This window comes from Chryseobacterium aahli (assembly GCF_022699665.1).
GTDB lineage: Bacteria > Bacteroidota > Bacteroidia > Flavobacteriales > Weeksellaceae > Chryseobacterium > Chryseobacterium aahli.
Map to the genome: position 1 here is coordinate 248,115 of NZ_JALDNB010000001.1, position 13,521 is coordinate 261,635.

Annotated in this window: 17 protein-coding genes; 4 read left to right on the forward strand and 13 right to left on the reverse strand. The window is 34.5% G+C overall.

What is annotated here, in order from left to right; genetic code table 11:
* Positions 1-3 precede the first annotated feature (3 nt).
* A complete protein-coding gene (locus MQX03_RS01065; RefSeq protein WP_242800722.1) occupies positions 4-432 on the reverse strand; it encodes a hypothetical protein in 429 nt (142 codons plus the stop codon).
* A 200-nt stretch (positions 433-632) separates the two neighbouring features.
* Between MQX03_RS01065 and MQX03_RS01070 the strand changes: the two genes are divergently transcribed.
* The gene (locus tag MQX03_RS01070) at positions 633-1,700 is read left to right on the forward strand and encodes a sensor histidine kinase (protein WP_242800724.1); all 1,068 of its coding nucleotides are present in this window, start codon (positions 633-635) and stop codon (positions 1,698-1,700) included.
* A complete protein-coding gene (locus MQX03_RS01075) occupies positions 1,697-2,422 on the forward strand; it encodes a LytR/AlgR family response regulator transcription factor (RefSeq protein WP_242800726.1) in 726 nt (241 codons plus the stop codon). The genes MQX03_RS01070 and MQX03_RS01075 overlap by 4 nt, the downstream gene beginning before the upstream one ends.
* A gap of 6 nt (positions 2,423-2,428) precedes the next feature.
* Here the strand turns inward: MQX03_RS01075 and MQX03_RS01080 are convergent, their stop codons facing one another.
* On the reverse strand, positions 2,429-3,055 hold the full coding sequence (locus tag MQX03_RS01080) for a class I SAM-dependent methyltransferase (RefSeq protein ID WP_242800727.1): 627 nt from the start codon (positions 3,053-3,055) through the stop codon (positions 2,429-2,431).
* Between the two features lie 58 nt (positions 3,056-3,113).
* The gene (locus MQX03_RS01085; protein WP_242800729.1) at positions 3,114-3,845 is read right to left on the reverse strand and encodes a DNA-formamidopyrimidine glycosylase family protein; all 732 of its coding nucleotides are present in this window, start codon (positions 3,843-3,845) and stop codon (positions 3,114-3,116) included.
* 71 nt (positions 3,846-3,916) lie between these two features.
* Between MQX03_RS01085 and MQX03_RS01090 the strand changes: the two genes are divergently transcribed.
* Entirely contained in the window at positions 3,917-5,272 is a 1,356-nt protein-coding gene (locus MQX03_RS01090) for a deoxyguanosinetriphosphate triphosphohydrolase (protein ID WP_242801134.1), read from the forward strand.
* Between the two features lie 6 nt (positions 5,273-5,278).
* Here MQX03_RS01090 and MQX03_RS01095 read toward each other — a convergent pair whose 3' ends face one another.
* The 6 genes from MQX03_RS01095 to MQX03_RS01120 all read right to left on the reverse strand — a co-directional run bounded on the left by MQX03_RS01095 (position 5,279) and on the right by MQX03_RS01120 (position 8,927).
* Positions 5,279-6,355: an NAD(P)H-dependent flavin oxidoreductase gene (locus MQX03_RS01095; protein WP_242800731.1), complete on the reverse strand. Its 1,077-nt coding sequence runs from the start codon at positions 6,353-6,355 to the stop codon at positions 5,279-5,281.
* A gap of 31 nt (positions 6,356-6,386) precedes the next feature.
* Entirely contained in the window at positions 6,387-6,767 is a 381-nt protein-coding gene (locus MQX03_RS01100; RefSeq protein WP_242800733.1) for a nuclear transport factor 2 family protein, read from the reverse strand.
* A 74-nt stretch (positions 6,768-6,841) separates the two neighbouring features.
* Positions 6,842-7,573 carry an SDR family NAD(P)-dependent oxidoreductase gene (locus MQX03_RS01105; RefSeq protein ID WP_242800735.1) on the reverse strand — a complete coding sequence of 244 codons (732 nt, stop codon included), beginning with the start codon at positions 7,571-7,573 and terminating at the stop codon, positions 6,842-6,844.
* Between the two features lie 7 nt (positions 7,574-7,580).
* Positions 7,581-7,799, reverse strand: coding sequence for a tautomerase family protein (locus MQX03_RS01110; protein WP_242800737.1), 219 nt, complete (start codon positions 7,797-7,799; stop codon positions 7,581-7,583).
* Between the two features lie 29 nt (positions 7,800-7,828).
* Positions 7,829-8,362 (reverse strand): YceI family protein, encoded by a 534-nt coding sequence (locus tag MQX03_RS01115; RefSeq protein ID WP_242800739.1) that lies wholly within the window; start codon positions 8,360-8,362, stop codon positions 7,829-7,831.
* A 109-nt stretch (positions 8,363-8,471) separates the two neighbouring features.
* Positions 8,472-8,927, reverse strand: a complete 456-nt coding sequence (locus MQX03_RS01120) for a Crp/Fnr family transcriptional regulator (RefSeq protein ID WP_242800741.1) — start codon at positions 8,925-8,927, stop codon at positions 8,472-8,474.
* Positions 8,928-9,251: 324 nt separating this feature from the next.
* On the opposite strand from MQX03_RS01120, the gene MQX03_RS01125 reads away from it, so the two are divergent.
* Positions 9,252-10,184 carry an SPFH domain-containing protein gene (locus MQX03_RS01125; protein WP_129536721.1) on the forward strand — a complete coding sequence of 311 codons (933 nt, stop codon included), beginning with the start codon at positions 9,252-9,254 and terminating at the stop codon, positions 10,182-10,184.
* 53 nt (positions 10,185-10,237) lie between these two features.
* Here the strand turns inward: MQX03_RS01125 and MQX03_RS01130 are convergent, their stop codons facing one another.
* From MQX03_RS01130 to MQX03_RS01145, 4 genes are all read right to left on the reverse strand, one after another.
* Positions 10,238-10,588: a DUF4377 domain-containing protein gene (locus MQX03_RS01130; protein ID WP_242800743.1), complete on the reverse strand. Its 351-nt coding sequence runs from the start codon at positions 10,586-10,588 to the stop codon at positions 10,238-10,240.
* Positions 10,589-10,613: 25 nt separating this feature from the next.
* Positions 10,614-10,937: a DUF962 domain-containing protein gene (locus tag MQX03_RS01135; protein ID WP_242800745.1), complete on the reverse strand. Its 324-nt coding sequence runs from the start codon at positions 10,935-10,937 to the stop codon at positions 10,614-10,616.
* Between the two features lie 92 nt (positions 10,938-11,029).
* On the reverse strand, positions 11,030-11,641 hold the full coding sequence (locus tag MQX03_RS01140) for a hypothetical protein (RefSeq protein WP_242800747.1): 612 nt from the start codon (positions 11,639-11,641) through the stop codon (positions 11,030-11,032).
* Between the two features lie 3 nt (positions 11,642-11,644).
* Complete coding sequence (locus tag MQX03_RS01145) at positions 11,645-13,318, reverse strand: APC family permease (RefSeq protein WP_242800749.1); 1,674 nt, start codon at positions 13,316-13,318, stop codon at positions 11,645-11,647.
* Positions 13,319-13,521: the final 203 nt, after the last annotated feature.

Below are 13,521 nucleotides of genomic sequence, written 5' to 3' on the forward strand. Positions count from 1 at the left end.
AATTTACTTGATTGCGTTGATGGTAGATTGGAAAAAATTGAACATGAATATTCTGTCGTAAAATGTTTCTATGGCATTGAGTTGAATGAAATTAACATACTTTTCAACTTGTGAAACACTTTCTTCTTCCACAAAAACAAACCATAGTTCTTGAATTTGGTGATGGTTTTTAAAAAGTTCAGATTCATAAATATCTAAAGCATGAGAATGCTTCATGTCATAAAATAAAATCCCTTTTTTAACTCCGTTTTCCTCGATGATATTGATCGGATGGTGGATATAATCAATCACTTTCAGGCTTTGATTATAAGACTCTATAAAATGATGAAGGTCGATCAACTGGATGACTTTTTCTTCCTGCTGAGAATCGGTCATAAAATAACACTCTTGTGTTATTTGCTCTGTGAGTTTCTGAAAAACGTTTAATTCCATGTCTTTAATAAATTTTACAGGACAAAGGAATAGAGAAAACGCTTTGGTAATCGGTTTTTTATACCAACTGCCTTACAAATTCTACCAAATACCACATATTAAAATTTAGTATAATAAAGTGAAGGGTTCGTATAATAATAAGCGATTTAAAGCCGTTATTAGTTATTTTTGCTATTCAGTGAAAATGTAATCTTGAACACATGAAATTGTACTCTAAAGATTTAAAAAATAATTTTGTGATTGATTTTTTAGTGGAAGATCGGTTCAGATTTTTGCGGCATCTGTCTTTTATTATTTTCTTTTTTATTTTACTCTACTTTGCTCAGTTTTGGCAGTTTTATGTAGATTCGGTTCACTATTATATATTGGGAACAGTTTACATTTCATTGTTGACGATGGCGTATATTAATATGTATGTGCTGGTTCCAAGGTTTTTCTTCCGTACTTATTACATTCTGTATTTTGTGTTATTAATCTTAATGGGGGTTGTGGGACTGAACATTATTTCATACGTGATGAGTTTTTTTGTTGATTTTAAAGTTGATGAATACGATGATAAGAGAGGTGGCTTGTATGAAGGTGTTTTGATGTGTATTTCCATTATTTTGGTGACCACAACAGTGAAATTGCTCCAAAAATGGATTAGAGACAGTGTAAGAATTGCTGAACTGAACAGCCTCACCTTGAATATGGAGCTCAATGAGCTTCGTAATCAGATTAATCCGCATTTTTTGTTTAATATGCTGAATAATGTGAAGGCTTTGATAAGAACCGACCCGGAAAAAGCAACTACCGTTATTATGAAATTGTCTGAATTTCTTCGATATCAACTCTATGAAAACAATGAAGAAAAAACAATGCTGACTTCAGAAATCGATTTTTTGTCTAATTTCCTGAATCTTGAAAAAATAAGGCGAGAAAATTTTGAGGTTACTATTGAAAGCCCTAACGATAAAAGAATTTTAAATTCTACATTTATTCCACCCAACTTGTTTACCACATTTGTTGAAAACGCTGTAAAACATAGTGTTGACATCAGCGGAAAAGAATCGTATGTGAAAGTGAATATCGAAATTAAAGATAAAAATCTTCATTTTGAATGTCGAAATTCTCAAAATTCAGACTTCCCGATTCCTGAATCCAATTACAGCGGACTAGGATTGGCAAACATCAAAAGAAGATTGGAGCTGCTTTATCAAAACACTTTTACGCTGGATATTAATTCCACAAAAAATGAATATATTGTAAATCTAACCATTCCTGTATGAATTGTATTATTGTAGATGATGAGCCTCTGGCAAGAGCAGAAATGCAGTCACTGATTCTTGAAGTTTCAAAAATTAATATTTTGGGATCATTTTCCAATGCCCCTGCAGCTTTAGAATTTTTAAAAACGAATGTTGTTAATCTTATTTTTCTGGATATAGAAATGCCTTTGGTGACCGGTTTAGAATTTGCCAAAATGCTTCCCAAGGATTGCTTGATTATTTTCACAACCGCTTATTCTCAGTACGCTTTAAAAAGTTATGAGCTAGATGCGATCGATTATTTATTAAAGCCAATTGAAAAGCCCCGTCTCGAAAAAGCAATCAAAAAAGCTGTACTTTATCACCAATTACTTTCACAAGAGACTACAAAAAATACGGTTGAATCGAACACCAAAGAATTTCTATTCATCAAAGCAGACAGAAGATTTTATAAATTAAATTTTGATGAGATTAAATTTATTGAAGGTTTAAAAGATTATGTCGTCATTCATACAAAAAATCAAAAGTTAATTACGGCTATGAATCTTAAAACCATTCATCAGAAACTTCCTGCAGGAATTTTTTGCAGAGTGAGCAAATCTTTTGTGGTTAATTTAAATTGTATCGATTCTTTTGATAATCATAGTATTTATATCGATGAATCTGAAATTCCTTTGGGAGAAGTGTATAGGTCTGCATTTTTCACCACATATTCAGGAGGTTCGTTGAATTTAGATGTTTAAAATATCTTACTTTTTCTTTCCCAGAAATCGGATTACTGAAGCTGTACCATTATGAAAAATACCTTCACTAAGCTCAATTTCTGTTTCTACTAATTCAATAATATCATAATCTGGAAAATCAGATTTTATTTCATCGATTGAGAATAGAGATTCTATATCTTTTGGACCTCCAACTTTTTCGTTTTTTAAAACAAATTCAAGATGCTTTTTACTGAAAGCTTCAAAAATAATAAAACCATCTTTACGCAGATATTGGTCAAGCATTGTATGAAGAGAAGATTTTATATCCGCAGGAAAATGAGCATAGATCAATGCTATAACGTCAAACTGTTCTTTCTTAAAGTTCAAATTTTGCAATTCACCAACCTGATAATCTATTTTTACATTGTTGTTTTCTGCAAGCAATAGAGCTTTGTTTTTTCCTTCAGTACTAATGTCAAATGCAGAAACATTCCATCCGAGCTGTGCTGCAAAAACGGCATTTCGGCCTTCACCTTCAGCTGGAAATAGGATAGAACCTGTTTCTAATTTTTGGAGTTGATCTTTTAAATAGTTGTTGGGTTGTGTACCGTAGGCAAATTCATCGTTGCTGTATCTTTCATCCCATCGGTCAAGCCATTTGTTATTGGTCATTTCATTGTAATTTAGCTTTGATAAAATTAGGATTTTTTATATTCTTAAAAACATGATTTTAATACAGTTTCTGATCATTTTCACAGAAAAAACTGGTTCGTTTACTTTTTCCGGTATCTTTTTTAATGACTTCTGCACCACAAATAGGACAGTTTTTCTGATGATAAATCTGAAAGTGCTTGCTGAGAACATTGGTTTTTTTCCATTTCTTAAAATCAAAACCGTAGTTTCTTGCTTCTGCGATAATTTCTTTTAATTTTTTTGGAGGTAAATTTCCAATCAGACTTTCCGGATGAATACCAATTCTGAATAATGCTTCATTTTTAATAATGTTCCCAACGCCGGAGAAAATATCCTGATTCATCAACGCATCACAAATCATCATTTTAGGAGCTGCTTTTAAAGTTTGCTCAGTTTTTTCGGGATTCCATTTGTCGCTCATGATATCGGCCTCCCAATCAATTTTTAATAGAAAACTTTCGTCAACGACTTTTACCACGCAGGTATAAAAATACATTCCGCCATCTTTAAAAGTCAATCCTAATCGAAGCGTGTCAATATCTTTTCTTTTATATAAACTATAAGAACCGAACATCATCAGGTGAATTTTAAAAATAATGGTATCAAAAATCAGATAAGTCTGTTTTCCAAAAGTTTTGATCTCACGGAGGATTTCTCCTTTGATTTCGGAATTTTTAGGAACTTCACTTCCACTCACTTCAGTTACCTTTTCACCTACAAATTTTTGCAGATCATCTTTCATAAGAACAATTGTTGGACCTTCAGGCATAACTTTGTTTTTAAAGAAAAACTCAAATATTGTTCCTTTAAAAGTAAAAATTGAATTAATTTTGGAAAATGATGAATTTGAATCAGATTTTTACGAATCAGCGCACAGGAAATAATCCACATACCAAAGCTTCACGAACAGATTTTCAGAGAGATTTTGACAGAATTATCTTCTCTTCTGCGTTCAGAAGATTACAGAATAAAACCCAGGTTTTTCCGCTTCCGGGAAGTGTTTTTGTGCACAACCGTCTGACGCATTCTTTGGAAGTTTCTTCTGTGGGAAGGAGTTTAGGAAGTCTTATCGGAGAATTTATTCACGATAATTATCAAAGTGACTTGACGGATGATTCTAAAAGTTTTTACCTTCATAATTTAGGAAATGTAATCGCGGCAGCCTGTCTTTGTCATGATGTTGGAAATCCGGCTTTCGGACATTCGGGAGAAGATGCCATTGCAAGTTATTTTGACCGAAATGAAAATGATCTTAAACCTAAATTCAACGAAAAAGAATGGGCTGATCTGGTTAATTTTGAAGGAAATGCCAATGCAATCAGAGTTTTGGCTCAACAACAGCAAGGAAAAGATGCTGGAGGAACTCAGTTAACGTTTGCCACATTGGCGAGTATTGCAAAGTATCCGTGTGAAGCGATCGCAAGAGATAAGAAAATTATTCACAGAAAGAAATTCGGTTTTTTTCAAAATGAAAAGGATATTTTTCTTGAGATTGCAAAAGGAACAAATTTAATATCAGAAAGCGAAGAACCACATATTTTCAAGCGACATCCGTTTGTTTGGTTAGTAGAAGCTGCAGATGATATCTGCTACAATATTATCGATATGGAAGATGCCCACAGATTGGGTATCGTATCAACTGCAGACTGTCAAAATCTGTTTTTTGAGCTGGTAAAATCCGAAACTGATGATGTAGAAAGAGTTAAAAGAAAGCTTGATTCTATTGGAAATGACAACGAAAAAATTTCATATTTACGAGCTAAAGTTATTAATGCTTTAATTAATAAATCGATTTCAATGTACAAACAGAACTTTGATAAAATTCTTGAAGGAAATCTTGACAAAGCTCTGCTTGATATGTATAAAGGTGAAAATAAAGCATTACAGGATATTGCAAGCTTTTCTGTTGAGAAAATTTACAACCATAAAGCAGTGGTGGAAATTGAAAATGCCGGCTATAATGTAATGTATGAATTGTTGGATCATTTTATTCCTTCAATTTTAAAATCAGAAGAAAAAATTAAATCGTACGATATAAAAGCGTTGAAATTAATCCCAAAACAGTTCATCTACGAAAACGGAACTGATTACCAAAAAGTTCTCGGCGTGATCGATTTTGTTTCGGGAATGACAGACAATTACGCAACTGATCTTTACAGAAAAATCAAAGGAATTGACATTGGAATGACCATGTAATCAATTCTATTTATTCAATATTTCAGAAGCATCTTCTATTAATGATTTCATTAATGTTGATGCTTTTTTATGTTTTAAAATGGGAGCGATTTGTCCTGACCAGAAGAAAACCAATTCGTGCTTCTTTTGTTCCAACGCTGCTTTTCTCATGGATGAAATGAAAGTTGTCTGCAGAGGAAATGGCAGGGTTTTATCTGTTGCTGTCAAGAGTTTTCTTGTGATTTCTGTCGTAATTCCGCGTCCTAATCTTCCGGTGTACGCTCTGGAAAGGGTAGTCGATTTTGCTGCGTCTGAAAACAAAAATTCTTTGTGAATCGGTAATGCTCCGGATTCGTCGGTCGCTAAAAATGCAGTTCCGATTTGTGCGGCTTCTGCTCCTAAAGTCATTGCAGCAGCGATTCCGCGACCGTTAGCGATTCCGCCTGCGGCTACAATTGGAGTTTTCACTTTATCTTTAACCAATTGAATTAAAGCAAAAGTTCCCGTCGTTGAAAGTTCGGCTTTGTCCAAAAACGAAGGTCTGTGACCGCCACTTTCAAAACCTGATGCAACAATAACGTCTACACCGATGTTTTCCAAAGCGATGGCTTCGTCTACCGTTGTGGCATTTCCGGCAACGATCGTTCCCTGGTTTTTCAATCTTTCAATGATATCCTGATCCAAAAGCCCGAACATAAAGCTGAAAACTTTAGGTTTAATATCAAAAACAACCTGCAACTGATTCTGAAATCTCGACTCAAAAGAGGGTGGAAGCGCAGGAACTTCAATATCTAAGCTATCATAATAAGGTTTGAAAATTTCAACCGTCTTTTTATATTGATTTTCTGTGTGTTCCTGATCAATAATATCATGATCGTTTACCCAAAGATTGAGATTGTAAGGTTTGTCTGTTTTTAATTTTATCTGTTTATCAATTTCATAAATTTCATCGGGAGACGATGTGTAAGCTCCGAAACCGCCCAATCCGCCGAGATTACTGACTGTAGAGGTCAACTCGACAGTTGATAATCCGCCACCAAAAGGTCCCTGAAAAATGGGATATTCTATTCCCAATAAATCTGTTATTCTGTTTTTATTCCACATGATTTTGATGATTTTGGTTTAAAATTTAAAATTAAAGTTCTACATCAGTTAATGTTTTATTGACAATGAGCCATTTACCATCAATTTTATGGAAAGTTATAAAATTATAGTAATTAAAATCATACATTTTTACATTTAATTTTGCTGTGGCAATCGTGTTTATCACGTCGATAGAGATGATTGTCGGCTTAAAATCTTTACCCGATTTTTGGGGACTTACTCTGCTTCCGACACCTTCAATATATTGTGTGGCGGTTTTGTAGTAAGGAACTCCTTTTATATCTCCGAAAAGTAGGGCATCTTTATGAAAAACCTGTTTCAAAAGCTCGGTATTTCCTTCATAAATTCCTTTAAAATAATATTGCTCGATGGCATTTCTTATTTCTGTTTCTTGTACTGTCTCTGTTTTCATGACTTTGATTTTTTGAGCAAAGCTGTTTACCGGAAAGATAAACAGCCATGCAAATAATAGTAGGACTTTCATTTTTACAATTGATGACCGGCGCCCATTCCTCCGTCTACATTAATGATGGCGCCTGAGATAAATGTATTCTTAGCAATAGCATGAACCATTTGAGCGACCTCTTCCGGTTCTCCGATGCGGTTAAGTAGGTGAATTCCTGCATTGTTATCGATACTTTCATCGTGCATCGGCGTTCTGATGAGTCCTGGTGCAACGACATTTACCCTGATATTATCTTTCCCGAATTCTGCTGCCAATTGCAGTGTCAAAGCGTGGATGGCTCCTTTGCTTGAAATCGGTGCAGTTGACGGAGATTGTGCGATCGCGTGATACACAAGCGGAGTTCCAATATTGATAATAACTCCATCTTTTTGTTTCTGCATTTGAGGAATTACGGATTGCGTTGTGAAGAATGTTCCTTTTAAATTGGTATTTAAAAATTTATCTAAATAGTCTTCCGTAACTTCTAAAAACGGCTTGTTTTCGTAAATTCCTGCATTGTTGATTAACACATCTATCGAACCGAATCTTTCAATTGCCGTTTTTGCTAATTTTTCTCCAACGGTTTTATCTGCAACACTTCCTGCGACCATCGCAAGGTTTTCGCCTGCTCCCAATTCGTTGTAAACCTGTTGTAATTTTGATTCTGTTTGTGAATTAATTACTACATTATCTCCTCTGTTAAGAAAATAACGGGCAATTTCCAAACCGATTCCTGATGACGCACCTGTAACGATCACTGTTTGTTTTTTCATGTCTGATTTATTGTTTTTCAGTTGAAAATCCTTGTTCTTTCAGCAAGGTAACCTGTTCTCCGGCGTATCCCCAGTTGTCGTCTTCAATTTCATTGATCACGATGTGTGTCAAATGTGGATCTTTATTCAAAACTGTTGTTACAGCTTTATTGAGTTCTCTGATTAATTGTTGTTTTTTTTCGCGATTAAGATCTTCGCGCAAAACATCTACTTTTATGAATGGCATGATGTTAAATTTTAATTGTTGTTAATAAACTACTGTGCGTCTGCAACTAAGTGAACATTCAAGTCGAAATTGTTGTAGATCAAAGTATCTCCAAGATTGCTGAAGAAATTTGATGATCTGAATTTGATGTTGAATTTTGTTCTGTCAATGACAATTTTAGTGTCTAAAACTGCAACGTTGTCTGTCTTCACGATCTGTAAAGTCGTTTCCAATGAATGTGTAATTCCTTTGATAGTAAGGTCTCCGGTTATGTGGTGAAAATTGTTTTCACCTGGTTCTGCGTGTCTGATCTCGAAAACGGCATCAGGAAACTGATCTGAGTTAAAGAAATCATCAGAAGCCAAATGATTGGCAAATTGTGCATTTGTTTCAGGATCATCGATATCAAGAATTTTAATTGATCTTGTGTTGATGACAAATTTTCCTGAAGAAAGGATGTTGTTTTCAAAAGTGAAATTTCCTTCTTTTACTTCGATTGTTCCGTTGTGAGCTCCGGTTACTTTTCTTCCGATCCATTCAACTAAACTGTTTTCGATGTTTACTTTAAAATTTTTTGTATCCATTTTGATTTGTTTTAAATGATGATACAAATGTCAGCCGATTGAAGGAAAAAGTTACGTGATGTAGATCACGAAATATGAGGAGTTTAAAGCTAAGGTTAAGGTTGGAGAACTACTGATGAAGTCTGCTTAAAGTCTCTCTCGTGACTCCCAAATACGCTGCGATCAGATGTTTAGGAACTAAATTGTACAATTGAGGATATAATGCTAAAAGCTCTTCATACCTGAATTTCGCATCGTTATTCATAAAAGAAAGAAGGCGTTTTTGAGCTGCAACATAACCTTTATTCGTTCGCCACCTGAAAAAATGCTCAATTTCATGGATTTCTTTGCAAATTTTCTCTCGGTCTTCATTAGAAATTGATAAAATATTGGCGTTGGTGATGCTGTCAACGTTGATGGTTGCTCTGTTTTTGCTGTAAAGTGCGTCAAAATCCGTTACCCACCAATTCGGCATGGCAAACTGTAGGATAAACATTTTCATACTGTCATTAAGGTAGAATGCTTTCAGGCAACCGTCGACAACGAAATACTCGTAATCCACAAAATCTCCTTCCGTGATCAGCATTTGTCCTTTTTTTAATTTGATTATATTAAAATGTGAAAAAACATATTCGAACTGCTCGTTACTAAGGGAAGCATATTTTAAGATGTGTTCTTTTAATATTTCTTTAGCATCAACCATAATGATAATTAATGTTCAAAATTAAGTTTTTTATTAAAATGTTTTTCTATGAGCCAATAGAATAATAGTCGACTTTTGACATTATGAGAAAGGTTTTGATTTTCATTACATTAAATAAAATTATTTTACCTATTTTTGAAGATATGGGCTTTTTAAATAGTTCTGATGATAAAACACAAATAACTTCTACATTTAAAAATTAAAACTATGATATACTTAGGTATCTTGGTCTTTTTCGGACTGATCACATTATTTGCATCTTTTTTCACGGTCAAGCAGGAATCTGCGGCGGTTGTAGAAAGATTAGGCAAATTCTTAAAAGTAAGCCACGCCGGTTTGCACTTGAAAATTCCTTTTTTGGATCAGATTTCAAAGCGTCTGAATCTTAGAATTCAGCAATTGGATGTTATTATTGACACGAAAACATTGGATAACGTTTTTATTAAAATGAAAGTTTCTGTGCAATATCAGGTGATCAGAGAAAACGTAAAAGACGCTTATTATCGTTTAGAAAATCCTGAAAATCAGATTACCTCTTACGTTTTTGATGTTGTGCGTGCAGAAGTTCCAAAAACTAAATTAGATGATGTTTTCGTAAGGAAAGATGACATTGCAGTTGCTGTAAAAAGTGAATTGCAGGAGGCGATGCAAAGTTATGGTTATGATATTATTAAAGCTTTGGTAACTGATATCGATCCGGATGAGCAGGTAAAACACGCCATGAACAGAATCAACGCTGCAGAACGTGAAAAAACTGCTGCAGAATACGAATCTGAAGCACAAAGAATCAGAATTGTTGCGGTTGCAAAAGCAGAAGCAGAATCTAAAAAACTTCAGGGGCAGGGTATTGCAGATCAAAGAAGAGAAATTGCAAAAGGTCTTGAAGAGTCTGTGAAAATGCTGAATGCTGCAGGAATCAATGCACAAGAAGCTTCGGCATTAATTGTAGTGACGCAGCATTATGATACTCTACATTCCATCGGAGCAAATAACAGAAGTAATTTGGTGTTATTGCCCAATTCGCCACAAGCGGCAAGCTCTATGCTGAATGAATTGGTTGTTTCTATGGCTGCAACGCAGAAAATGGATGAAGCCAATAAAGCGCAATTACCCGAACCTCCGAGAAATCATGAGCATTAAGATAATTTGCTGAAAATATAAATCCCTTTCAATACATATTGAAAGGGATTTTTTTATTTCTTGGTTTTAGAAACCTGCTTTACCAAAGTGTATTTTATGGATGAAGCATCCATTGGAGGATTTTCAATTTTCTCTGTTTTTACTTTTAAAACATATTCAAATCCGGGTTCATAGGTGAAGCCTTCGATGTTGCTGTAGAAATTTCCCCAGCTGTCAGATTCTTTTTCTTTTACCTGAAGGCATTTCATTGGTGCCACTCCAGTGCAGTCGACGGTTTGAGAAGCAATGATGAAGGTTTTTTCATCTGTTGATGATCCTGAATTCGGCATTGGTTTGCATTGCGTCATTACGAGCATTGATGCCATTGGAAGAATGATGGAAAGAGATTTTAGAATATTTTTCATAATAAATATTTAAGGGTAGTCAAAGTTAAGCTTTTTCTTGAGTTCTGAATTTCTGCCTGCCAATCAACAGTTCAAAGAATAATTTAAAATCAGAAAGCAACGACCAAAGCGGATATTTAAAAGTTGCGGGTTTATTTCTTTCAATAAATGCATGACTCAGCCACGCAAAACCATACCCAACAATCGGAATGTACCAAAGAAATCTTTCTTTTCCGGTGTAAATTACAAAACCGATGACGAGAAAAATAAATAGAATTCCAAGAAAATGAAAAATTCTTGTTCCTAATTTCTTGTGTTCGTCGAGATAAAACTCATAGAACTCTTGGTATGTTTTGATTCTTTCAGACATGGCGGTATAGTTTAAAGTTCTTAAGAAACTTTAGCAATTATTTCGCCAATTATTTTTTTAACCTGAAATGTTGCGTTTTTTAGATATAAATATTAGTAGTTCAGAGTTCCAATCATAAATGTTTTGGAAGCGTTCAGTGCCTGTGAAGTTGTAGTTAATTCCTTTACCACACCTTTGTTTTTGATGTAGCTGGAATGAATAAAATAAGTGTCTTTATTTTCTCTCGTTACAAACCCAGTATGAAAGTCAAGCCCGACAATGTATACTTGGTTTTTATCTTTGCTTAAAATATATTTTTCTAAATCTTGTCTTTTGCTGAAATATTTGATGTCTTTGCAAAGCTTTTTAATCATCACAGAAGAAGCTTGTTGCGCCAGATACGTTCTGTTGATGTCGAAACCAAAGTCAGTCAGCGTATTGGTTACAAAATATCCGCAGGCGATGGTACTTTTCTGAGGTTCTCTCGATGTTCCATTGAATGACCAAGGCGTACCCATCCAATAATTGGGAACATCGTAGTTAATAAATTTAAACAGATAATTTTTCTTTTCTTCCGCAGTCTTTTTGTTGATTGAAATCAAAAATTCTTTGTAAGGAATTTTCTTTTCTTCTGAATTCCCTAAAGTTAAATCATTGCCCGATTCAACTTTAGATTTGCTGTATCCGATAATGATTAAACATAGCAGACAGAAAAGGTATTTCATCTTTTAATTCGCATTTCTCAGCTTGCTGTTCTGATATCCGTAACAGAAATAAATCACCAAACCTACGGCAAACCATAATCCGAAATAAAACCAGTTTTCGTGGCTCATTCCTGTCAATAAATATAAACAAGAACTTAAACCGATTAATGGAATCAGCGATAAATTTTTAATAAATGTCAAAACGCAAAGTCCTAAATTAATTAAGATAAAAAAGAAAATAGAAGCTCGGAATTCTCCGTTTTTAGGATCATTCCATTCCATTAAATGATCAAAAAAATCAGGTTGGAAATAATGAAATCCTACCAAAGCTCCGATAAAAATTACTGGGAAAATAATCTTTCCGTTAATATATGGAAGGTGGAATCTGCCTTTGATCTTTTCTTTCGGAGGAAGCATTAAAACTCCGGCACAAACCAAAACGAAGGCAAAAATAGTCCCAATACTTGTAAAATCTAAAATGAAACTTTTGTCTGTGAAAAGAATAGGAACTCCCACCACAATACCCGTAACAATCGTTGCGAATGAAGGGGTTTTATATTTTGGGTGAACTGTCTGGAATTTTTTCGGCATCAAACCGTCACGGCTCATGGCATACCAAATTCTCGGTTGCCCCATCTGAAATACCAATAAAACTGTGGTAATCGCTACAATTGCGACAAATGAAACCGTCAGTTCCATCCAGGCAACATTAGCGTTTGTTTTTTCAAATATAAAAGAGAGTGGATCTCCAACTCCATCGAATTTTCTGTAGTCGACCATTCCGGTTAAAACCAAAGTCAGACAGATGTAAATAACGGTACACAGTGCCAACGAAATAATCATTCCTTTTGGTAATGTTTTTTGTGGATCTTTTGTTTCTTCTGAAAGTACACTCAAAGCATCAAATCCTATATACGCAAAGAAAACTCCTGAAACGGCACTCATTACTCCTGCAAAACCATTCGGCATAAATGAACGTGTTCCAGTTTCTATGCTTACTGGCGTCCAGTTATCGGTATTGATGTATGAAAAACCAACCAAGATCACCAAAACGATGACAGCTAATTTTAAAATTACTAAAGAATTGTTGAAGTTTTTACTTTCTTTTACTCCACGGTAACACAGCCACGTAATCAATCCGTTAATCACTAATGCCGGAATATCGACGATGAGCTTTAAACCACCCAATAAAGGTGCTGAAGTCCATGCATTGATTAATTCTTTGTTTTCAGAACCATTTAAAAAAGCTTTTTTCGCTTCGGTATAACTACAAGTCAAGTAATCAGGAATGTGCATTCCGAGGCGCTCGAGGAAACTTGTAAAATAATCTGACCAGGAGAAAGCAACGTAAATATTTCCGAAAGAGTATTCCATAATCAAAGCCCAGCCAATTACCCAAGCTATTAATTCACCAAAACTGGCATAAGCATATGTGTAAGCCGAACCTGCTGTAGGAATTCTGCTGGCAAATTCTGCGTAGCATAAAGCAGTGAAACCACATGCAAAACCACAAATCAGATAGAGTAGGATAACACCCGGACCGCCCCTGAAAACGGCCTCACCCAAACTGCTGAAACTTCCGGCTCCGATGATGGCGGCAATTCCAAAAAAAACGATATCCCAAGTTCCTAAAACCCGCAAAAGATTGGTGGAAGTATCTGTTGCTGAATAGTTTTTCCTTCTGAAAAGTTGATTCATTTAATAGCTATATAAAAGTTGAAAAAAACAAATGTAATTATTTCTGATAAATAATTAAGATTTTCTTAATATTTCTTGTTGAAAAGTTAATTAGTATTAAAAAATAATCCACATACTAACAATATGTTAAAAGGCTTGTTTATACAATATCTTTTCGATATTTTCGTTGATAATTTGTGGATAAAATCTTATCTTAAAATTAA